The sequence below is a fragment of the Kitasatospora cinereorecta genome (assembly GCF_024172095.1).
Taxonomy (GTDB): Bacteria; Actinomycetota; Actinomycetes; order Streptomycetales; family Streptomycetaceae; genus Kitasatospora; species Kitasatospora cinereorecta.
Window position 1 is genome coordinate 702,087 of the sequence record NZ_JAMZDX010000006.1, and the last position, 20,974, is coordinate 723,060.

The 20,974-nt window shown below is 71.8% G+C and carries 16 protein-coding genes and 1 tRNA gene; 9 read left to right on the forward strand and 8 right to left on the reverse strand.

What is annotated here, in order from left to right:
• Positions 1–100: 100 nt before the first annotated feature.
• Entirely contained in the window at positions 101–1,183 is a 1,083-nt protein-coding gene (gene purM / locus FHR36_RS32535; RefSeq protein WP_253803099.1) for a phosphoribosylformylglycinamidine cyclo-ligase, read from the forward strand.
• Positions 1,184–1,317: 134 nt separating this feature from the next.
• On the opposite strand, the gene FHR36_RS32540 is transcribed toward purM, so the two are convergent.
• Entirely contained in the window at positions 1,318–1,560 is a 243-nt protein-coding gene (locus tag FHR36_RS32540) for a DUF3073 domain-containing protein (protein WP_253803102.1), read from the reverse strand.
• 362 nt (positions 1,561–1,922) lie between these two features.
• Positions 1,923–3,083: a Glu/Leu/Phe/Val dehydrogenase dimerization domain-containing protein gene (locus tag FHR36_RS32545; RefSeq protein ID WP_380230662.1), complete on the reverse strand. Its 1,161-nt coding sequence runs from the start codon at positions 3,081–3,083 to the stop codon at positions 1,923–1,925.
• Positions 3,084–3,247: 164 nt separating this feature from the next.
• Between FHR36_RS32545 and FHR36_RS32550 the strand changes: the two genes are divergently transcribed.
• Positions 3,248–4,141, forward strand: coding sequence for a DUF8083 family protein (locus FHR36_RS32550; RefSeq protein ID WP_253803104.1), 894 nt, complete (start codon positions 3,248–3,250; stop codon positions 4,139–4,141).
• Positions 4,142–4,604: 463 nt separating this feature from the next.
• Entirely contained in the window at positions 4,605–4,811 is a 207-nt protein-coding gene (bldC, locus tag FHR36_RS32555) for a developmental transcriptional regulator BldC (protein WP_014137253.1), read from the forward strand.
• Between the two features lie 352 nt (positions 4,812–5,163).
• Here bldC and FHR36_RS32560 read toward each other — a convergent pair.
• Positions 5,164–5,237: transfer RNA gene (locus FHR36_RS32560), tRNA-Asp, on the reverse strand.
• Positions 5,238–5,319: 82 nt separating this feature from the next.
• Positions 5,320–9,288 carry an ATP-dependent RNA helicase HrpA gene (hrpA, locus tag FHR36_RS32565; RefSeq protein WP_380230659.1) on the reverse strand — a complete coding sequence of 1,323 codons (3,969 nt, stop codon included), beginning with the start codon at positions 9,286–9,288 and terminating at the stop codon, positions 5,320–5,322.
• 222 nt (positions 9,289–9,510) lie between these two features.
• Here hrpA and FHR36_RS32570 point away from each other — a divergent pair, with 222 nt between their 5' ends.
• Together FHR36_RS32570 and FHR36_RS32575 are read left to right on the forward strand one after the other, a co-directional pair.
• Entirely contained in the window at positions 9,511–10,314 is an 804-nt protein-coding gene (locus FHR36_RS32570) for a class I SAM-dependent methyltransferase (RefSeq protein WP_253803106.1), read from the forward strand.
• Between the two features lie 116 nt (positions 10,315–10,430).
• On the forward strand, positions 10,431–10,775 hold the full coding sequence (locus FHR36_RS32575) for a WXG100 family type VII secretion target (RefSeq protein WP_253803108.1): 345 nt from the start codon (positions 10,431–10,433) through the stop codon (positions 10,773–10,775).
• 90 nt (positions 10,776–10,865) lie between these two features.
• On the opposite strand, the gene FHR36_RS32580 is transcribed toward FHR36_RS32575, so the two are convergent.
• From FHR36_RS32580 to FHR36_RS32590, 3 genes are all read right to left on the reverse strand, one after another.
• The gene (locus FHR36_RS32580; protein ID WP_253803109.1) at positions 10,866–11,645 is read right to left on the reverse strand and encodes an alpha/beta fold hydrolase; all 780 of its coding nucleotides are present in this window, start codon (positions 11,643–11,645) and stop codon (positions 10,866–10,868) included.
• A gap of 128 nt (positions 11,646–11,773) precedes the next feature.
• Positions 11,774–13,243, reverse strand: coding sequence for an MFS transporter (locus tag FHR36_RS32585; RefSeq protein WP_253803112.1), 1,470 nt, complete (start codon positions 13,241–13,243; stop codon positions 11,774–11,776).
• A gap of 32 nt (positions 13,244–13,275) precedes the next feature.
• Positions 13,276–14,256: an NADPH:quinone reductase gene (locus FHR36_RS32590; protein WP_253803115.1), complete on the reverse strand. Its 981-nt coding sequence runs from the start codon at positions 14,254–14,256 to the stop codon at positions 13,276–13,278.
• A 187-nt stretch (positions 14,257–14,443) separates the two neighbouring features.
• Here FHR36_RS32590 and FHR36_RS32595 point away from each other — a divergent pair, with 187 nt between their 5' ends.
• From FHR36_RS32595 to FHR36_RS32605, 3 genes are all read left to right on the forward strand, one after another.
• Positions 14,444–15,613: an acyltransferase family protein gene (locus FHR36_RS32595; RefSeq protein WP_253803118.1), complete on the forward strand. Its 1,170-nt coding sequence runs from the start codon at positions 14,444–14,446 to the stop codon at positions 15,611–15,613.
• Between the two features lie 27 nt (positions 15,614–15,640).
• Positions 15,641–16,489: an NAD(P)H-binding protein gene (locus tag FHR36_RS32600; protein ID WP_253803120.1), complete on the forward strand. Its 849-nt coding sequence runs from the start codon at positions 15,641–15,643 to the stop codon at positions 16,487–16,489.
• 284 nt (positions 16,490–16,773) lie between these two features.
• Positions 16,774–17,982: an IS701 family transposase gene (locus FHR36_RS32605; RefSeq protein ID WP_253803122.1), complete on the forward strand. Its 1,209-nt coding sequence runs from the start codon at positions 16,774–16,776 to the stop codon at positions 17,980–17,982.
• A 7-nt stretch (positions 17,983–17,989) separates the two neighbouring features.
• On the opposite strand, the gene FHR36_RS32610 is transcribed toward FHR36_RS32605, so the two are convergent.
• Complete coding sequence (locus FHR36_RS32610) at positions 17,990–19,933, reverse strand: helix-turn-helix domain-containing protein (RefSeq protein WP_253803125.1); 1,944 nt, start codon at positions 19,931–19,933, stop codon at positions 17,990–17,992.
• A 270-nt stretch (positions 19,934–20,203) separates the two neighbouring features.
• Here FHR36_RS32610 and FHR36_RS32615 point away from each other — a divergent pair, with 270 nt between their 5' ends.
• A complete protein-coding gene (locus FHR36_RS32615) occupies positions 20,204–20,971 on the forward strand; it encodes a methyltransferase domain-containing protein (RefSeq protein WP_253803128.1) in 768 nt (255 codons plus the stop codon).
• Positions 20,972–20,974: the final 3 nt, after the last annotated feature.

Here is a 20,974-nt window from a genome sequence, read left to right on the forward strand (position 1 = left end):
AACTGCGCGACCGACCACATGCCCACCGTCAGGGTGGGCCGGTCGCGCGGTTCCTCGCGCCCCTGTCTGCTCCGACCCATTTCTGAAAGGGCCACGTAAGGTGACCAGCAACGAGAACGGGGCGACCTACGCCGCCGCGGGTGTCGACATCGAGGCCGGCGACCGGGCCGTCGAGCTCATGAAGCAGTGGGTGAAGAAGGCGGACCGGCCCGAGGTGGTCGGCGGCCTCGGCGGCTTCGCCGGGCTCTTCGACGCCTCCGCCTTCAAGCGCTACGAGCGTCCGCTGCTGGCCACCGCCACCGACGGCGTGGGCACCAAGGTGGCCATCGCCCAGGCGATGGACAAGCACGACACCATCGGCCACGACCTGGTCGGCATGGTCGTCGACGACCTGGTGGTCTGCGGCGCCGAGCCGCTGTTCATGACCGACTACATCTGCGTCGGCAAGGTCGTCCCGGAGCGGGTCGCCGCGATCGTCAAGGGCATCGCCGAGGGCTGCACCCTGGCCGGCTGCGCGCTGGTCGGCGGCGAGACCGCGGAGCACCCGGGCCTGCTCGGCCCGGACGAGTACGACGTCGCGGGCGCCGGCACCGGTGTGGTGGAGGCGGACGCGCTGCTCGGCGCCGACCGCGTCCGGGCCGGCGACGTGGTGATCGCGATGGCCGCCTCCGGCCTGCACTCCAACGGCTACTCGCTGGTCCGCCACGTGCTGCTGAACCAGGCCGGCTGGTCGCTGGACCGCCGGGTCGAGGAGTTCGGCCGCACCCTCGGCGAGGAGCTCCTCGAGCCGACCCGGATCTACAGCCTGGACTGCCTGGCGCTCACCCGGGCCACCGAGATCCACGCCTTCTCGCACGTCACCGGCGGCGGCCTGGCGGCCAACCTGGCCCGGGTCATCCCGGCCGGCCTGCACGCCCGCCTGGACCGCGGTACCTGGACCCCGATGCCGGTCTTCCAGACCGTCGCCGAGGTCGGCCGGATGAAGGCCCTGGAGATCGAGAAGACCCTGAACATGGGCGTCGGCATGGTCGCCGTCGTCCCGCCGTCCTCGGTCGACGTGGTGCTCTCCATCCTGGAGGACCGCGGCGTCGAGGCCTGGCTGCTCGGCGACATCGTCGACCGCACCGACGAGCACACCGACGGTGCCGCGCTCTACAACGCGTACGAGGGCTTCCAGCTCTGAGACGACCACCGCGAAGGGCCCCGCTCCGGCGGGGCCCTTCGTGCTACCGGGGCCGTCCGGCTCCCGGCCGCGGGCACGCCGAAGACCGGTCCGGCGCTCGGTGAGCGCGGGACCGGTCCCGGGTCCAGCTGTTGTTACGCCCGACGGCGCGACGGGCCGCTGTCCGCGTCCTCGTCGTCGTCCTCGTCGTCGTAGAGATCCGCGTACGCCGCGTAGGGGTCGTCCTCGTCCTCGTCCTCGATCGGCTCCGGCTCGATCGCGGTGGACGGAGATACGCCCAGCTCATTCGACAGACGGTTAGCGTCGAAGCCGCCGCTGTTGTACTTCAGCTGGCGGGCGACCTTCGTCTGCTTGGCCTTGGCCCGGCCGCGCCCCATGGGTCGACCCCCTCAACGGTGGGGCTCGCAGCCCCGAGTCTGACACATTCGATGATCAGGTCCGGCCGCCCTCAGTGGGAGAACCGTCCCTTGGAGCATTAACGGTACCTGTTTCCGCCGCCGGACGGTACGTCGCGCGTGTGACGTGGCGCGCACCTTCGCCTCACCGAACCAGGTCTTCGCTGGTCAGGGCAGGTTTTCCGGGCTTTCGCAGGCTGCCCGGAGCATCGCCGGGCCCGTCGTTCCCGCAGTGATTATCCCCCGAAGGAGGCCCTGGCATCGCCCGATCGGGCGACGAACTGAGAATCCGGTTCCACATCGTGATGCGAGGGGGCGGAGGGTGTCCGCCCCCTCGCTCACGGTCAGGCCCGGCGGGCGCCCGGCAGCAGGATCGAGCGCAGCGCGCTGATCTCCCGCATCCGCTTCTCGGCGAGGCGGTCGGCGGCCACGGCCGGCGGCACGCCGTCGCTGGCGGCCCGGGTGAAGATCTCCAGGGTGGTGTCGAAGATCCGGGTCGCCTTGTTCTTGGCGCGCTCGAAGTTGAAGCCGTCGATCTCGTCGGCCACCTGGATCACGCCGCCCGAGTTCACCAGGTAGTCGGGCGCGTACAGGATGCCGCGGTCGGCCAGGTCCTTCTCCACACCGGCGTGGGCCAGCTGGTTGTTGGCCGCGCCGCAGACGATCGAGGTGCCGGCCGCGCCCAGCGCGCCGACGGTGTGGTCGTCCAGCGCGCCGCCCAGCGCACAGGGGGCGTAGACGTCCAGCGAGGCCTGCAGCAGGGCCGCGGTGTCCGCGGCCACCTCCACCTCGGGGTGGGCGGCCTTGACGCGGTTGACGGCCGCCTCGGAGACGTCCGTGACGACCACGGTGGCGCCGTCCGCGACCAGGTGGCCGACCAGGTAGTGGCCGACCTTGCCGACGCCGGCCACGCCGACCCGCTTGCCGCGCAGGGTGGGCTGGCCCCAGCGGGCCTGCGCGGAGGCGCGCATGCCCTGGAAGACGCCGAAGGCGGTGAGGATCGAGGAGTCGCCGGCGCCGCCGTGCTCGGGCGAGCGGCCGGTCACGAACTCGGTCTCCCGGGCCACCACGTCCATGTCCTGCACGTAGGTGCCCACGTCGCAGGCGGTGATGTAGCGGCCGCGCAGCGACTGCACGAAGCGGCCGTACGCACGGAGCATCGCCTCGTTCTTGTCCTTGTTCGGGTCGCCGATGATGACGGCCTTGCCGCCGCCGAGGTCCAGCCCGGCGAGGGCGTTCTTGTAGCTCATGCCGCGCGAGAGGTTCAGCGCGTCCTGCAGCGCCTCCTCCTCGGTCGCGTACGGGAAGAAGCGGGTGCCGCCGAGGGCCGGGCCCAGCGCGGTGGAGTGGATCGCGACGATGGCCTTGAGGCCGCTCGCGCGGTCGTGGCAGAACACGACCTGCTCGTGGCCGTCGCCCGGGGCGCCGCCGGCGTCGCTGCCGAAGATCCTGCCGAGCACGCCGGGTGCGGGGTGCGTGGCAGAAGTGGTGTGTACGTCGGTCACGGTGGTGACTCCAGTAATTTGCGTGGCCCGCGGCTGTGGTGCGGGCGTCTGATCGAAGCCTAGCCCCGGGACCGTCCGCCGAGCTGCCCCCTGACGGTCCCTGAGACATAACGACCGGAAAGCCGCGCCGGTACCCTCCCGGCACACCCGTGGTGCGTGCGACGATGCCGAACGTGACCGCTGTGCGAACCTCGGTGCTGCCCCCCTACGCCGCCCATCTGCGGGTCTACGAGCCGCTGGCCGCCTTCCCGGCGGCCGCGCGGACGCGCTGGCAGGCGTACGCCGCCGCGGGCGGCCCGGACGCCGAGGGCGCCGACCAGCCGGTGGCCGGGGCCGCGCTGGCCGAGCAGCGCGAGGCGCTGGCCGAACTGGCCGCCCGCACCCCGCGCCCACTGCCCGAGCACGAGAGCGAGCGGGCCTTCGTCCGGGTCCTGGACGGGGTGGTCCACGTCTGCCCGCGGACCACCCGGCTGCGCAGCTGGCAGGCGCTGGAGGAGCTGCACCGCACCCTTCCGGCGCATCTGCTCGACACCGTGCTGCCGCCGGCGGTACGAGCCGCCGCGGAGGCCGACCGGACCGCCTGGCGGACCGCCCACCCGGACGCCCGGCCGTGGATCCTGACCAGCCGGTGGGAGGTGCCGGTGCGCTGGTTCCTGCCGTTCGGCGAGGAGGACCGCCGCTACGTGCCGGCCGGCGAGGGCGAGCGGCCGACCCCGCCGGCGCTCTTCTACCTGACCCCGATGGTGCAGGCCCGCCGCCGGGTGGCCCGCGGCTACCGGGTGCTGCGCGAGCGGCTGCCGCGCGGGCCGCTGGTGGAGGGGGCGGAGCAGGTGGGGCGCTGGCTGGAGGAGTTCCACCCGCGCTCGCTGGTGGAGTTGGACTACGGCGGCCTGGTCCACCTGCTGGGCCCCGCGCAACTGGCCGAGGAGAACTCGGTGGCCGAGCTGACCGCGGGCCTCGGCGCGCTGCGCTCCGGTGACGGGGAGGCCGCGCTGGCGGCGTACGAGACGCTGACCGCTCGCTGGCGGAAGGTGCTCGCGCTGCGTCAGGCCAGCTGAGCGGGGGTCAGAGAGCGGCCCTGGTCGAATGTCGGTGCCACCCGGCAGGATGGTACATACCTTCGGGCTGGTGTTCGGGACCATGGTCCCGGTTCGGGTCAATAGCCTCCGAACGTGACACTACTCACCGTTGACGCGAACTCACCCCTATGTGCCAAAATGGGACAACCAGCCCAAGTTCACTCAGGTGGAGCGAGTTCGGGTGCCGTAACCGGATGTCATCGCTGTGTGACTGTCCGTTATGGGATGGTCCATGGCCATCCGTCGCGCTTGAGCCCGTGAGGGGTCAATTTTGGCGGTTTGGTCGATGGGGCTGGACGGATGGTGTAGTTGTAGACATCAGGACAAGCCGTTCGTCCTATAACCGACTCGGCCCGCGTGTGCCATTTCGGGCATCGCGGGTCAAGGTGCAGAATTTGAAGGATAGAACCGCCCTGGTTCGGTTCTCCCGAGGAGGCCGCTCATGACCGCTCGTACCCCTGACGCTGAACCTCTGCTGACGCCGGCAGAGGTAGCCACCATGTTCCGTGTGGACCCCAAGACCGTGACCCGCTGGGCCAAGGCCGGCAAGCTCACGTCGATCCGCACCCTCGGCGGCCACCGCCGCTACCGCGAGGCGGAGGTGCGTGCCCTGCTGGCCGGGATTCCGGCGCAGCGTACGGAGGCCTGAGCGCCTTCCTGAGGCTTTTCCAAAGGGGCCGCGTCCCCCGACTCCGCCGGGTCGGGAGGCGCGGCCCCTTTGCGTGTCCGTCCGCATGTCCGCACGCCCTCGGAATCGACCATTCCCATTGGGGTCGGTGGGGGTGGGGGGAATTCAGTGAATAACAGTGCAATTTTATATATTAAATTATGGGGCTTCGGAGGGGGTCTCGTGATGGTCGGTATCAGGAAAAGAAAAGTGACGACTGTCACAGTCTCGTAATCTTGTGGTCTAGACCTGGAATGAGGTATGAGCTGACCACGCGTCACCCGATGACGACGAAGGCCCGGAACCTTGCGGCTCCGGGCCTTACGTTGCACTGCGATCCCGACGGGACTTGAACCCGCGACCTCCACCTTGACAGGGTGGCGAGCTAACCAACTGCTCCACGGGACCAGAGATCTGATCCTTGCCCGCTTGCTCTCGCTTGCGAACAAGACAGATCGTACTGCATGTCGACCCCCAGGTCGAACCAGCTCTACAGGGTCGCCGCCGCGGCCTCCATCGCCTTCAGGATGCGCTTCTCCGAGACCGGGCTCGGGGTGCCCAGACCCTGGGCGAAGAAGCTCACCCGCAGCTCCTCGATCATCCAGCGGATCGCCCGGATCTCCGGCGAGGGCTCCCGCCCGGCCGGCACCCGGGCCAGCAGCTCGCCGTACGCCTGCTGGACCGCCTGGACCTTCTGCAGGTGCTGCAGGTCCCGCTGCGGGTGGTTGGGCAGCGCCTCCAGCCGGCGGTCCACCGCCAGCAGGTAGCGCTTCAGGTCGGGCAGCCGCTGCCAGGTGGTGTCCGTCACGAAGCCCGGGTGGACCAGCGAGGTCAGGTGCAGCTTCACGTCGTTCACCGCGGTCAGCAGCACCGGGCTGGAGACCGACTTCAGACGGCTGGACGCCTTGTGGAAGGCGATCAGCGCGGTGGCCGTCTTCAGCGTGGTGTCCGCCGACAGGTCGTACAGATCGGCCCGGACCTTGTCGTACAGCGCGGTGAACGCGGCCTCGTCCCACGCCGGGCCGCCGTGCAGCGCCATCAGCCGGTCGGTGGCGGCCGCCACCACATCCTCGAACAGGGCCGGGATCGAGCCGTGCGGGTTGTACGACAGGGCGAGCTTCGCCTGGTTGCCCAGACGCCCCTGGATCGACTTGGCCGGCGAGTTGACCTGGAGCATCAGCAGCCGGCGGGTGCCCGCCCACATGGCCCGCTCCTGGGCCTCCGGGGTGTCGAACAGCCGGATCGCCACCGCGTCCTTCTCGTCCACCAGCGCCGGGTAGGCGCGCAGCGAGTGGCCCCGCGAGCGCTGCTCGAAGGTGCGCTGCAGGGTCGGCAGGTCGGCCGGCCAGGCGGTCAGCCCGGAGCGCTCGATGCCCTGCCCGGAGGCCGCACTGGAGAGCGTCGCGCTCAACTTGGGCTGGAGCTTCAGCCGCAGCTCCTCCAGGTCCTTGGACTCGGCCAGCTTCCGCTTGCCGTCCACCACCCGGAAGGTCACCTTCAGGTGGTCCGGCACCCGCTCGTCGTCCCACGCCTCCGGCGGGATCGGGATGGCCGCCATCCGGTGCAGCACCCGTTCCAGGGTCGGCAGCAGCGGCTCCTGACGGTCCTTCATCTCGCGCAGGGCGGCCCTGGCGAAGTCCGGGGCCGGGACGAAGTTGCGGCGGATCGCCTTGGGCAGCGCCCGGATGTAGGCCGTCACCAGTTCCTCGCGCAGGCCCGGGATCTGCCAGTCGAAGCCCTCGGAGGTCACCTGGTTGAGCACCGGCAGCGGGATGTGGACGGTCACGCCGTCCGCGTCGCTGCCCGGCTCGAACTGGTAGGTCAGCCGGAACCGGAGCTTGCCCTGCTGCCAGTGGTCCGGGTAGTCGGCCTCGGTGACGCCGTCGGCCGACTCGTTGATCAGCATCGACTTCTCGAAGTTCAGCAGGTCCGGCTGGTCGTGCCGGGCCTTCTTCCACCAGGAGTCGAAGTGCCGGGTGGAGACGATCTCCTCCGGCAGCCGGGCGTCGTAGAAGTCGAAGAGGGTCTGGTCGTCCACCAGGATGTCCCGGCGGCGGGCCCGGTTCTCCAGCTCCTCCACCTCGGAGAGCAGCTTGCGGTTCTCGCCGAAGAACTTGTGGTGGGTCTCCCAGTCGCCCTCGACCAGCGCGTTGCGGATGAACAGCTCGCGGCAGAGCTCCCGGTCGATCCGGCCGTAGTTGACCTTGCGCTGGGCGACGACCGGCATCCCGTACAGGGTCACCTTCTCGTACGCCATCACCGCGCCGGCCTTCTTCTCCCAGTGCGGCTCGCTGTAGCTGCGCTTGATCAGGTGGCCGGCGAGGGGCTCGACCCACTCGGGATCGATCTTGGCGTTGATCCGCGCCCACAGCCGCGAGGTCTCGACCAGCTCGGCGGACATCACCCAGCGCGGCGGCTTCTTGAACAGCCCCGAGCCCGGGAAGACCGCGAACCGGGCGCCGCGGGCGCCCGCGTACTCGCGCTTCTCCACGTCGAACAGGCCGAGGTGGGAGAGCAGACCGGAGAGCAGCGCCTGGTGGATCCGGTCGGCGTCCGGCTCGGCATCGGGGAGCGGCTCGTCGATCGTCACGCCGAGCTGCTTGGCGACCGTGCGGAGCTGGGTGTAGACGTCCTGCCACTCCCGTATCCGCAGGTAGTTCAGGAACTCGGTCTTGCACATCCGGCGGAACGCCGAGGAGGACAGCTCCTTCTGCTGCTCCCGGACGTACCTCCACATCGCGAGGTAGGAGAGGAAGTCGGAGGTCTCACTGTTGAAGCGGCGGTGCCGGTCGTCGGCGGCCTGGCGCTTCTCGGCGGGCCGCTCGCGCGGGTCCTGGATGGACAGCGCGGCGGCGATCACCATCACGTCGCGGACGCAGCCCAGGCGGTCGGCCTCCAGCACCATCCGGGCCATCCGCGGGTCGACCGGCAGCTGGGCGAGCTTGCGGCCGAGCGGGGTGAGCCGCTTCTTCGGGTCCTTCTCCTCCGGGTCGAGCGCGCCCAGCTCGTGGAGCAGGTGGACGCCGTCCCGGATGTTGCGGGAGTCCGGCGGGTCCAGGAACGGGAAGGCGGCGATGTCGCCGAGGCCCGCGGCGGTCATCTGGAGGATCACCGAGGCCAGGTTGGTGCGCAGGATCTCCGCGTCGGTGAACTCGGGGCGGGAGAGGAAGTCCTCCTCCGAGTACAGCCGGATGCAGATGCCGTCGCTGGTACGGCCGCAGCGGCCCTTGCGCTGGTTGGCGCTGGCCTGGCTGACCGCCTCGATCGGGAGGCGCTGGACCTTGGTGCGGTGGCTGTAGCGGGAGATCCGCGCCGTACCGGGGTCGATCACGTACTTGATGCCGGGGACGGTGAGCGAGGTCTCGGCGACGTTGGTGGCCAGGACGATCCGGCGGGAGTTCGAGCGCTGGAAGACCCGGTGCTGCTCGGCGGAGCTCAGCCGGGCGTAGAGCGGCAGGACCTCGGTGAACTTGAGTTTGAGCCGGTTCAGCGCGTCGGCGGTGTCGCGGATCTCCCGCTCGCCGGAGAGGAACACCAGGATGTCGCCCGGGCCCTCCGCCTGCAGCTCCTCCACCGCGTCGCAGATCGCCTGGATCTGGTCGCGGTCGCGATCGACGTCCTCGTCCTCGGTGGCGTCGTCGTCCAGCAGCGGCCGGTACCTGACCTCGACCGGATAGGTGCGGCCGGAGACCTCGACGATCGGGGCGTCGCCGAAGTGCTCGGCGAACCGCTCCGGGTCGATGGTGGCCGAGGTGATCACGACCTTGAGGTCGGGGCGCTTGGGCAGCAGCTGCTTCAGGTAGCCGAGCAGGAAGTCGATGTTGAGGCTGCGCTCGTGCGCCTCGTCGATGATCAGGGTGTCGTACTGGCGCAGCTCCCGGTCGGTCTGGATCTCGGCCAGCAGGATGCCGTCCGTCATCAGCTTCACCAGGGTGTCCTGGCCGACCTGGTCGGTGAAGCGCACCTTCCAGCCGACCGCCTCGCCCAGCGGCGTCGCCAACTCCTCCGCGACGCGCTCGGCGACCGTACGGGCCGCGATCCGGCGCGGCTGGGTGTGGCCGACCAGGCCCTTCACCCCGCGGCCCAGCTCCAGACAGATCTTCGGGATCTGGGTGGTCTTGCCGGAACCCGTCTCCCCCGCGACGATCACCACCTGGTGGTCGCGGATCGCCGCCAGGATCTCGTCCTTCTTCTGGCTGACCGGCAACTCCTGCGGATACCGGATCGCCGGCACGGCGGCACGGCGCTGCTCCACGCGCAGCTCCGCCGCGGCCACGTCCGCCGCCAGCTCGGCGGCGACCTTGGCGCGGGCCTCGGGGCTGCGGACGCGGCGGGTGCCGTCCAGCCGGCGGCCGATCCGCTGCTGGTCGCGCAGCATCAGATCGGGCAGCCTGGCGGCCAGCTCCCCGATGGTGGGCGCATCGGAGGGCTGGGCTACGGGAGAACTCACTGCGGGCATCCCTCTAGGTTGCAAGGAGGTACGGGCTGGGCGCACCTCGGTTTTCGAGCGCCTCCAGTGTCACAGGCCCGCAGCACGGACGGCCAACGGGGACGCGACGCGGATTTCGCGCACCGCCGGGAGCGGCTGCGGGGTCCGCACCGGGGACGGCGGGGGCGGTTTTCGGTCGGGGCCGGATTCGGGCGGTGTCGGGCCGGTGGGGCGGCCGCTAGGGTGCGTCGCATGGGTGGGGACTTCGACCGTCATGAGCGGCGGATGTGGGCGGGCAGTGCCGAGGCGTACGCGGGGACCTTCGGGTTGCTGTGCGCCGGGGCGGTGCCGGAGCTGGTGGCGGCGGCCGCGGTGCGGCCGGGGGCGCGGGTGCTGGACGTCGGCACCGGGCCCGGGACGGTGGCCGCCGAGGCCGGGCGGCGCGGGGCGCGGGTGGCGGCGGTGGACGCCGAGCCGGGGATGCTGGAGCTGGCGGCGGCCAACGCGCCGGAGGCGGAGCTGTACTGCGCGGCGCTGCCGACGCTGCCGTTCGCGGACGGCGCCTTCGACGCGGCGCTCGGCAACTTCGTGGTGAACCACGTCGAGGAGCCGGTGGCGGCGCTGGCCGAGCTGCGCCGGGTGGTCCGGCCCGGCGGGCGGACCGCGGTGACCGTCTGGGACACGGCGGTGGGCGCGCAGGCGATGGGCCTGTTCAGCCGGGCGATGGACGAGGCGGCGATCGAGCGGCCGGCCTTCCCCCGGCTGCCGGTGGACTACGAGCGGACCACCGAGGGCCTGGCCGGCCTGCTGGACGAGGCGGGCTGGTCGGAGGTGGAGTGTCGGAAGGTGTCCTGGACCCACCTGGTCGACCCGCAGGAGTGGTGGCGCGGCCCGGCCGAGGGGGTGGCCAACCTGGGGCTGGTGGTGCGCGGGCTGGAGCCGGAGGCGTACCTGGGGATGAAGGCGGCGTACGACCGGCTGGCGGCCGCCGAGGCGGGACCGGACGGCCTGCTGCGGGTGCCCGCGGTGGCGCTGCTGGCCACGGCGGTGCGGTAGCGGCGCCGGTACTCCCTGCCAACCGGGTGGTCGGATAACCTCATTGGTGCCGTGTCAGGCGGACCGGGTCGGTCCGGCGGCACCGGTTGGGTTCGAACCGTACGGGGGAGTGGGCCATGGGGCTGTGGGACGACGTCACCAATCTCGCCGGAGATGTGGTCAAGGTCGGTGAGGACCTGGTCATGGCACCGGCGCAGATCGCGCACTGGGCGCTGGGACAGATGTTCGGCGACGCGGACGGCGAGCTGGGCCGGATCGCGGGCGAGCTGGCCGAGTTGGGCAAGCAGGTGGACGGACTCGGCCAGGAGGTCGGCCGGACCCTCGGCGGACTGCACTGGCACGGTGCGGCGGCCGACGCGTTCACCTCGCACGCGCAGGGCCGGATGAAGGAGCTGAACGGCGTCGCCGACGAGCTCGCCGAGCTGAGCCAGGCCGTGAAGCGCCTGGCCGACGTGCTCTGAGCCCGAGCGGACCGGCGGGAACGCCGAACGCCGCGCGCCCTGGCGGGCACGCGGCGTTCCGGGGGGCCCTGTGGGGCCGCAGACGGGGCGTCAGTCCTTGAGCAGGAAGCCCTTGACCAGCTCGACGTACTCGGCGCCCTTCTCGAAGACCACCACGTGGCCGCTGTCCAGCTCCACGTAGGTGCTGCCCTGGACGGCCTCGGCCAGCTCGCGGTGCAGCTCGACCGGGACGGTGTGGTCCTTGCCGCAGCCGACGACCAGGGTCTCCGCCTCGATCTTCGGCAGCAGGTCGCGGATGTCGGTGCGCAGGTTGACCTCGATGTGGCGCAGCGCGCCCTCGCTGGGCTGGTTGCCCTTGACGATGGCCTCGACCTGCTCGGGGCCGATCATGGCGAGGAAGTCGCGGCTGAAGGCGGTCAGGGTGCCGAAGCGGCCGAAGGCCTCCGCGTCGCCCCGGGTGGCCTTCCAGGTGGTCATGTGGTTGCTGAGGTAGGCGTCGTCCGGACGGGTCCAGCCGGCGGTCAGCACCAGGCGGCGGACCAGGTCGGGGCGCAGGGCCGCGACGGTGGCCGACACCACGGCGCCGAGCGAGAAGCCGACCAGGTCGACCGGGCCGTCGCCGGCGTCCTCGATCACGCCGATGATCTGCGCGGCCAGCTGCTCGACGGTGAGCTCGCCGCCGTCGTCCGTGGTCTCGCCGCAGCCGGAGAAGTCGGGGAGGATCACGGTGCGGCTGTCGGTGAAGTTCTCGGCGAGGTGGCCCCAGGTGCCCTCGGCGCCGAAGCCGGTGCCGTGGACGAAGACCAGGCCCGGGCCGGTGCCGTTCACCCGGTAGTGCACGTTGGCGTTGCCGGCGGAGACGGTAGGCATGGTGGTTGTACTCCTTCGGGGTGTGGTGTCGTTGTCCATTCAAACCGGCGGCGGCGCCGATCGGTCGGCCACGACCGAGAGAGTGTCAGGTCGGGCCGCCACCGGTCCGGACGGACGGGTGGTGCGGGTCAGGAGCCGGCAACCAGCACCGGCTCCTCGGCCGGCGCCTCGGCGGCCGGCGACTGCTCGGGGCCGCGCTCGAAGTTGAGCGCGACCAGGATCAGCAGCACGATGCCGGCGGTGGCGACGAACACCGCGGTGCGCAGGCCGTCGGTGGTGGCGGTGCGCAGCGCCTCGCCGGTCAGGCCGGCGGTGCCGGAGTTGGCGATGGCGACCAGCACCGCGAGGCCGACCGCGCTGCCGACCTGCTGGCCGGTGGAGACGATGCCGGAGGCGATGCCCTGCTCGTACGGGTGGACGCCGGTGGAGGCGGCGGCGAACATCGTGGTGAAGATGACGCCCTGGCAGACGCTGAGCACCACCAGGCCGGGCAGCAGCGCGACGTAGCTGCCGTCCGGCGCCATGGCGAGGGCCATCGCGGCGGTGCCGATCGCGCCCAGCACGAAGCTGCCGATCAGGGTGGAGCGGATGCCGAAGCGGGTGGCGATCCGGCCGCCCAGCATCGAGCCGAGGAAGCCGCAGACCATCGGGATGAGGAAGGCGTTGCCGGTCTCCATCGCGCTGTAGCCGTGCACGGTCTGGAAGTAGACGGTGAGGAAGTACAGCAGGGTGCCGAAGGTCGCCATGAACAGGAACGTGGTGACCACGCCGGTGGACAGGTTGCGGTTGCCGAACAGCCGCAGCGGCATCAGCGGGTCGGCGCTGCGCGACTCGATCACCAGGAACGCGGCGACCAGGGCGAGGCCGGCCACGGCGGTGGTGAGGATCAGCGGCGAGGTCCAGCCGGAGGTGGGCGCCTGGACCAGGGTGAAGACCACCAGGGTGGCGCCTACGGTGGCGGTCAGCGCGCCGGGCAGGTCGAAGGTGCGGCCCTTCTCGCGGGCGCCGTCCGGGCTGATCAGGGAGAAGGCGAGCAGCGCGGCGCCGCCGGCCAGCGGGACGTTGACATAGAAGACCGCCTGCCAGCCGAAGGCCTCGGTGAGCACACCGCCGAGCAGCGAGCCGATGATCATGCCGGAGGCGCCGGCCGCGGCCCAGACCGACAGCGCGCGGTTGCGCTCGCGGCCCTCGGCGAAGCTGGTGACCACCAGCGCCAGGGTGGCCGGGAACAGGAAGGCACCGCCGAGGCCCTGCACCGCCCGGGCGCCGATCAGCAGGCCGGGACCGGAGGCCAGGCCGCCGACCAGCGAGGAGACCGCGTACAGCCCGAGGCCCAGGACGAACATCCGGCGGCGGCCGAACAGGTCGGAGGCGCGGCCGCCGAAGAGCAGGAAGCCGCCGAAGGCGACGGCGTAGGCGCTGACCACCCACTGCAGGTTCTGCGCGGAGAAGCCGAGGCCGCTGCCGATCTCGGGGAGCGCCACGTAGACGATGTTGTAGTCGATGGAGACGATCAGCTGGGCGAACGCCAGCAGGGCCAGGAGCAGGCCCGGGCGGCGCTGCCCGGACGCCTGGACGGCGCCGTCGGACGGGGACATGGTGTGCCTTTCTGTGGTGAGGGAGGGCCGGCTCAGAGATCGGTGCGCAGCACGGCCCGCTTGCCGTTCAACTCGCCCCGCTCCAGCCGGAGGTGGGTCTCGGCGGCGGCGCTCAGCGGCAGCCGCTCCAGCACCCGGGGGCGCAGCCGCCCGCCGAGCAGGGCCCGGTTGATCGCCCCGGCCGCCTCGGCGAGCTCGGCGGAGGTGGCGTGCGAGATGACGAACCCGCGGATCGAGCCGTCCTTCATGTAGAGCTGTCCGGCGGGCAGCACGGGGGTGGACCGCGCGCCGGCCAGCAGGACGATCCGGCCGCGCGGCGCGAGCAGCTCGACCGCGCCGGTCAGGTCGTTGGCGCCGGAGGTGTCCAGGTGGACGTCGACGCCGTCCGGGCAGGCCGCGCGCAGCCGGGCGGCGAGCTCGGGGTCGCGGTAGTCGAGCACCTCGGCGGCGCCCAGGCCCCGGCAGTACTCGGCGTCCTCGGCCCGGGCGGTGGCGACCACCCGTGCCCCGGCCCCGGCGGCGAGCACCACCAGGGCGCTGCCGACGTTCCCGGCGGCGCCGGCGACCAGCACCGTCTCGCCCGCGCGCAGCCGCCCGTGGGTGAACAGCGCCAGGTACGCGGTCGCGGCCGGGTGCACGGTGGCGACCGCCTCGTCCTCGTCCACCCCCGGGGGGAGGTGGTAGAGCCGGTCGGCGGACACCACGGCCTGCTCGGCCGCCGCACCCTGCCGGCCCTCGTGGCCGAGGCTGTTGCTCCACACCCGGTCGCCGACCGCGAACCCGGCGGCGCCGGGGCCGGCCGCCGCCACCGTGCCGACCAGGTCGCGGCCGACCACGAACGGGAACGCGACCGGCGTACGGAACACCCCGGAGCGGACGAAGGTGTCCACCGGGTTGACGGAGACCGCGGCGACATCGACCAGGACGTCGGTCGGGCCGGGGACGGGGGCGGGCAGGTCACCGTGGCGGATGTTCGCCGGGGGACCGAGCCGCTCGATGAAGGCTGCACGCATGAGCCCGATCCTGCGACAGCCCGGGGCGGCCGCGCCGAAATTACCGCATCGTTCGTCAACTCCCTTCTCCCGAACGGGAAGCCCGACGCGGAGCCGACTTGACGCAGTGCCGCGGGGATCCGGGCGGCCGGCGGCCGCGGCCGGTACTCCTATCCCCGTCGCCACCACATCTGTAAGGACGGATCCCATGGCCACCGATCAACTCGTCGTCCGGCCCGAGCCGGCGGCCGCGGCGCCGGAGCAGCCGGCTCGCTCGTTCACCAACAGACTCCCCTCGCTGACCGGCCTGCGCTTCCCGGCCGCGCTCGCGGTGTTCGCGTACCACGCCGCGCTGCCGATCCCCTCGCTCAGGCTGTTCGGCGACGACGCCACCGAGTTCCGCTTCGCCGACCTGGCCGGCCAGGCCGGCGGCCTCGGCGTCTCGTTCTTCTTCGTGCTCAGCGGCTTCGTGCTGACCTGGTCGGCCCGCGCCACCGACACCACCACCGGCTTCTGGCGCCGCCGCTTCGTCAAGATCTACCCGAACTACGTGGTCGCCTGGGTGCTGGCGATGGTCCTCTTCGCCAGCGCCTACACGCCGATGCGGACCGCGATCCTCAACCTGCTGATGCTGCAGGTCTGGATACCCGACTTCAACACCAACTTCAGCGTGGACCCGCCGAGCTGGTCGCTGGGCGCCGAGGCGATCTTCTACCTCGCCTTCCCGCTGCTGCACCGGGTGTTCCGCACCATCCGTCCGCAGAACATCAAGTACTGGCTGCTCGGCACGGTGGCCGGAATCGTCGCCACCCCGGCCGTCGCCTACGCGCTGCTCCCCGACTCCCCGGGCGTCCCCGGCGGCCTGCAGTCCTCGGTGGTCCAGTACTGGTTCACCTACGTGCTCCCGCCGGTCCGGATGATGGACTTCGCGCTCGGCATGCTGGTCGCCCACGCGGTGCGCAGCGGACGCTGGCGCAACATCGGGATGGTCTGGTCCTCGCTGCTGCTGGTCGCCGGCTACGTGGCCACGAACTACGTCCCCTACCTGTACGGCCAGCGCGTGGTCACCATCGTCCCGATCGTGCTGCTGATCGCCGCCGCGGCGATCGCCGACAACGAGGGCCGCTTCACGCTCTTCCGCAACCGGGCGATGACCTGGCTGGGCGAGGTCTCCTTCGCCTTCTACCTGCTGCACTTCGTCGTGCTGGCCTACCTGCGCAACCTGCTCGGCACCCGGATGTTCTCCACCGCCGAGGGCATCGGCCTGCTGGTCGGCGCCGCGCTGGCCACCCTGGCGCTCTCCTGGGCGCTCTACCGCCTGGTCGAGACGCCGATCGTCCGCCGGTTCTCCAAGCCGCGCCGCAAGCTCTCCGCCTGACCCGCCGTCGAGAAAGCGAGATTCCCCATGAGCAAGATCCTGGTCATCGGTGCGGGCGGTCAGGTCGGCGCCTCGGTCGTCGAGCAGCTGCTGGAGACCGGCGCCGAGGTCCGCGCCAGCGCCCGCAACCCCGAGAAGCTCTCCCTGCCCGCCTCGGTCGAGGTGGTCAAGGCCGACCTGCTGGAGCCGGAGAGCCTCAAGGAGGCGCTGAACGGCGTCTCCAAGGTCTTCCTCTACGCCGTGCCGCAGGGCATCGACGCCTTCCTGGAGGCGGCGAGGAGCACCGGTGTCGAGCACATCGTGCTGCTCTCCTCCCAGACCGTCGTCGACGCCTTCCCGGTGCAGAAGCCGATCACCGACATGCACCGCGCGGTCGAGGACGCCATCGTGGCCTCCGGCATCGCGTACACCTTCGTGCGGCCGCACAACTTCGCCACCAACATCCTGATGTGGGGCTGGCCGGAGTCGATCAGGACCGAGGGGAGGATCCGCTTCCCGTTCCCGGAGTCGCACAGCGACGCCATCCACGAGAAGGACATCGCCGCCGTCGCGGTGGCCGCGCTCACCCGGCCCGGCCACGAGAACCAGGCGTACTTCATCAGCGGCCCCGAGTCGATCACCCAGCGCCGCCAGCTGGAGGTCCTCTCCGAGGTGCTCGGCCGCCCGCTGGAGTACGTCGAGCTGACCGAGGCCGAGGCCCGCGAGGCGCTCTCCCCGATCGTCCCGATCTGGGTCATGGACGCCGTGGTCGGCTACTGGGCCGGCTCCGACGGCGTCCCCAGCCACCTCACCGACAACGTCGAGAAGATCACCGGCAAGCCGGCCCGCACCTTCGCCGAGTGGGCGAAGGACCACGCGCAGGACTTCACCGCCTGACCCCGGCCGGGGAGCACGAGGCTCCCGCGGACGGCGGCGGACCCCCGGGTCCGCCCCGCCCGCGGGAGCCTCGCGGCGTTCCGGGGGCCGATCGGGGGTGGTGGCCCCACCACACCGGCGGTGGGCTCCGGTCGGGGATCCGCGCCGGTGGCGGGATGGGGGAGGTGGTGCGGCCACCATCGGCGGGCCGAGACGGGTGAGCTGCGCACCTTAGCGGGAGAGGGCCCGATTCCTAGGTTGGAGAGGCGGCGCGCACCAGGCAACCATCCATCCGAGGGGTCCCCATGAGCGGTCTCGCCCTGTCCTCCCAGTCCCACTCGCACGCGGCCTCGTACTCGCACACGCACTCCCACGAGGTCATGCTCGCGGAGCTCGGCTCCGTCCTGTTCGCCTCCCTGCCCCGGAGCGACCAGCGGCTCAAGGGCGCGCAGTACCTGCGCGGCCTGCTCGGGGCACAGGGACGCAAGTCCATCCGGAACATCGCCACCGTGGTCGGCGGCCTGGCCGCCGAGCAGAGCCTGCACCACTTCATCACCAGCTCGACCTGGGACTGGAGCCCGGTCCGCCAGGCCCTGGCCCAGCACCTCGCCAGAATCGCGCCGCCGCAGGCGTACGTGCTGCGCCCGATGGTCATCCCCAAGGCCGGCGACCACTCGGTCGGCGTCGACAGGCGCTTCATCCCGGCGCTCGGCCAGGTGCTCAACGCCCAGCAGGCGGTCGGCGTCTGGGCCGCGTCCGAGGGTCTCACCAGCCCGATCAACTGGCGGCTGCACCTGCCGCAGGCCTGGCTGGAGAACGAGCCGCGCCGCAACCAGGCACTGATCCCGGACGAGGTGGACGCGGAGACGCTCGCCGACTGCGCCCTGGAGGCCGTGCTCGGCCTGCCCGCCCGGTGGGGCCTGCCCACCCGTCCGGTGGTGCTGGACGCCCGGGACGCCGACGCGCCGCGCACCGTGCGCCGGCTGCGCGCCGAGCGGGTGCCGATGCTGGCGCGGATCAACGGCTCCTTCCCGCTGCTGCCCGCGGGCACCACCGTGCCCGGCCGCCCGGCCGAGCCGACCCCCGCCTTCCAGCTGATCGGGGCCGCCCGCGACCAGCGCCGCCCGGTGGTGTGGTCCGGCCACACCGGCGGGGTGCGCACCGCGCTGGTCGCTCCGGTGCGGGTCCGGGTGCCCGGTTCCCGGACGGCCACCGGGTCGCGCGGCGAGGAGCTGCTGCTGCTCGGCGTGGGCGTGCCCGGCCGGCGCTGGCCCACCGAGCTGTGGCTGACCGACCTGGTGGACATGCAGCTCACCGGCCTGCTGCGGCTCAGCCGGCTGGTCGGTCGGGTGGACCGGGACTTCGACCGGATCTCCGAGCAGGTGGGTGTCCGGGACTTCGCCGGGCGCTCGTTCGGCGGGTGGCACCGCCACATCACGCTGGCCTCGGCCGCGCACGCGGTGGCCGCCCTCACCCGTGACGTGCACGACGGGAGGATGAGCCACGCCTCCTGACCGCGGCTCAGGCCTCCTGGCCGGCGGTGTCCTCGCCGCCCGGCCGGTCCAGCAGCAGCTGCTGCACCTGGGAGAGCCGCATGGCCAGCTGGATCTCGAAGGACCGCTCGGGCTTCTGCCACTCCGGGCCGAGCAGCTCGCTGATCCGCTCCAGCCGCCGGGCCACCGTGTTGGTGTGCACGTGCAGCTTCTGGGCGGCGTAGGTGGGGCTGTTGCCGGTCTCGAAGTAGGCGGTCAGCGTACGGGCCAGCTCGGTGAACCGCTGCTGGTCGTAGTCGAGCACCGGGCCGATGGTGGAGTCGATGAACCCCGCGACGTCGTGGTTGTCGGAGAGCAGCACGCCGATGAAGCCCAGCTCGCGGGCGGAGGCGGCGCGGCCCACGGCCCCGAGCGAGGTCATCGCGTCCAGGCAGCGCAGCGCCTCCTGGTAGGCGTGGAACACCGACACCGGATCGGCGGCGGGCCCGGCCGCGCTGACCGTGACGGGGCCGCCGAGCAGCGGGGTGAGCTCCTCGGAGACCGCGCGGGCCGCGGCGCCGGGGTCGCTCCCGGGCAGCAGCAGGACGGCCCGGCCGTTGTCCACCCGCTTGAGCCCGCTCAGCCGGTGGGCGTACAGCGAGGCCCAGGTGGCGGCCTTGCCCTGGGAGTCGCCCTCGGGACGGGCGATCACGACGACATGGGGGTGGGAGAGATCGATGCCGATCCGGCGGGCGCGCTGGGCCAGTTGCTGCGGCGGCCGCTGCGGGGTGGCCAGCAGTTCGTCCAGCAGTTCGTCGCGGACGTGGCCGAGCGCGGTGGCGGCCCGGCTGTTGTCCAGCAGCAGCGGGACCGCCACCACCTGGGCGATCAGTCGGGCGAACTGCTCGGCGTGGTCGGCGTGTTCGGCGGACGGGCGGATCAGCAGGGTGCCCAGGTGGGCGGAGCCGGCCCGGACCGGGGCGGCCCACAGCCCGTCGGCCAGCGGGACCGCTCGGCGGGTGGCGTGCGCGTCCATCGCGGCGGCCACCACTCCGGCCTCGTCCAGCTCGGGCAGGTCGCCGGCCGAGGTCACCACGGTGCCGTCCGAGGCGTGCACCCGCAGGCCCAGGTCGAGCCGGCGGCCGGCCTCGCGGACCAGTGCGTGCGGGTCGGCGCCGGAGAGCGCGAGGTCCAGCAGTTCCACGTGGACCTCGCTGAGTTCGCGGACCTCCTGGAGGCCGGCCTCGGCGCGGGAGCTGTGCAGTTCGAGCTTGGAGACGGTGGCGGTGGACTGGTCCAGCAGCCGCGCCTTCTCGATGGCCACGCCCGCCAGGTCGCCGAGCGAGCTCATCAGCGCGATCTCGTCGGTGGTGAAGTAGCGGACGTTGCGGTCGGCCACGTACAGCACGCCGAACGGGCGGGTGCGGTGGCTGAGCGGCACGCCCATGATGGCGTGCAGGCCCTCGGCCGACACCACGTCGTCGATCACCGGGCTGTGCTGGATCCGCTCGTCGGCCAGGTAGTCCGGGGTCCAGAACGGGGCGGGGTTGGCCAGCACGCTGGAGCCGAGGCCGGAGCCGTCCGGCAGCCGCAGTCCGACGCTGAGGGTGGAGGTGTGCCCGTCGGAGGTGCGGACGTAGACGTAGCCGTGTTCGTCGTCGGGGAAGCTAATGTATGACATGTCCACGCCGAGAAGCAGGCGTGCCCGGCGAGTGATGACCTTGAGGAGGGAGTCGAGGTCGTACGGCATGGCCAGGTCGCGCGCGGTGTCCACCAGCGCGGACAGGCCGGCCTCGCGCTGCTGGCGGCGCTTGGACTGGGAGCGGATCGACAGGCTCAGCTGCTTCAGGCGGCCGAGCAGTTCGAGCTCCTCGTCGGCCGCGCAGGCGCGCCGGGCCTCCTCGATGAGGTCCTCGAACTGGGCGAGCGGTGCCTCGCTGGCCAGCAGTTCAAGGACGCTGAACGCGACCGAATCGGCCAGCCGACCGTTCACCTTTGGGTTCCCCTCCCCCGACACCCCCCAGCGCCATCGAGTCGCCAAGACTACGTGACTGCCTGCGACCGGACGGTATGCGCCTGCGTATGCCCTCGTCAAGCTTTGGTCAAGTGATGTGGTCGGGCCACCGGTGCCCGGGCCACCCATGACGGTCGCACGGTGTGTTGCCGGATCACCTTCCGGTGTACGGCGGGCTTGAGTGACGCTTGTGGCCTAACGGAACGTCAGTGCGGCAGTCAGCCAGTGAAGCTGCGAGGGGGCCCCAACATGCAGGACGTGATGGACTACAGGCGTTCGCTCGAGCGCAGCCGGCTTTCCCGGATGCGCCGGGACGGGGCGTCCGTGTTCACCATGCAGGGCCGGGAGTGGGACCTGCTGCCCGGCGTCTTCGCGCCGAGCGACTCCCCCTCCACCCAGATCGCCCTGGACCTGCTGGGCCTGGCCGGCCCGGCCGTCACCGCCCGCGGTTCGGTGCTGGAGATCGGCTGCGGCACCGGCCTGATCGCGGTCACCAGCGCGCTGGCCGGCTGCGAGCGGGTGGTCGCCTCCGACATCAACCCGGTCGCCGCCGAGAACGCCGAGCTCAACGCCGAACGGCACGACGTCGCGCACAAGGTCCGCACCGTGCACAGCGACCTGTTCGACGCGCTGGAGCCCGGCGAGCGTTTCGACACCATCTTCTGGAGTTCCAACTACGTGATGGCGCCGGCGGACTACGACTACGAGCACCCGCACGAGCGGGCGTACGTGGACGCCGGCTACACCGCCCACCGCCGCTTCCTCGCGGAGGCGCCGGAGTGGCTCACCCCGGGCGGATCGGTGCTGCTGCACTTCTCCAGCCGCGGTGACCTGGTCAGCCTGCTCCGGATCGCCGGGGAGGTCGGCCGGGCGCTGCGGATGCTGCGGGTGCTGCCGGTCCAGGAGGGCGAGCACGAGGTCCAGCACATGTTGATAGAGGTCGCCCCGCGCCACCGGCAGCCGTTCGTGCCCGGGCAGCGCACCCGCGAGGTGCCGCGACAGGGCCGCCGGGGCTGAGGC

Excerpts from the sequence above, each read along its gene's own strand:
- FHR36_RS32540 (WP_253803102.1), bottom strand. The coding sequence starts at position 1,560 with ATGGGGCGCGGCCGGGCCAAGGCCAAGCAGACGAAGGTCGCCCGCCAG.
- FHR36_RS32550 (WP_253803104.1), top strand. The coding sequence starts at position 3,248 with ATGCCGAACGTGACCGCTGTGCGAACCTCGGTGCTGCCCCCCTACGCC.
- bldC (WP_014137253.1), top strand. The coding sequence starts at position 4,605 with ATGACCGCTCGTACCCCTGACGCTGAACCTCTGCTGACGCCGGCAGAG.
- hrpA (WP_380230659.1), bottom strand. The coding sequence starts at position 9,288 with ATGCCCGCAGTGAGTTCTCCCGTAGCCCAGCCCTCCGATGCGCCCACC.
- FHR36_RS32570 (WP_253803106.1), top strand. The coding sequence starts at position 9,511 with ATGGGTGGGGACTTCGACCGTCATGAGCGGCGGATGTGGGCGGGCAGT.
- FHR36_RS32575 (WP_253803108.1), top strand. The coding sequence starts at position 10,431 with ATGGGGCTGTGGGACGACGTCACCAATCTCGCCGGAGATGTGGTCAAG.
- FHR36_RS32580 (WP_253803109.1), bottom strand. The coding sequence starts at position 11,645 with ATGCCTACCGTCTCCGCCGGCAACGCCAACGTGCACTACCGGGTGAAC.
- FHR36_RS32585 (WP_253803112.1), bottom strand. The coding sequence starts at position 13,243 with ATGTCCCCGTCCGACGGCGCCGTCCAGGCGTCCGGGCAGCGCCGCCCG.
- FHR36_RS32590 (WP_253803115.1), bottom strand. The coding sequence starts at position 14,256 with ATGCGTGCAGCCTTCATCGAGCGGCTCGGTCCCCCGGCGAACATCCGC.
- FHR36_RS32595 (WP_253803118.1), top strand. The coding sequence starts at position 14,444 with ATGGCCACCGATCAACTCGTCGTCCGGCCCGAGCCGGCGGCCGCGGCG.
- FHR36_RS32600 (WP_253803120.1), top strand. The coding sequence starts at position 15,641 with ATGAGCAAGATCCTGGTCATCGGTGCGGGCGGTCAGGTCGGCGCCTCG.
- FHR36_RS32605 (WP_253803122.1), top strand. The coding sequence starts at position 16,774 with ATGAGCGGTCTCGCCCTGTCCTCCCAGTCCCACTCGCACGCGGCCTCG.
- FHR36_RS32615 (WP_253803128.1), top strand. The coding sequence starts at position 20,204 with ATGCAGGACGTGATGGACTACAGGCGTTCGCTCGAGCGCAGCCGGCTT.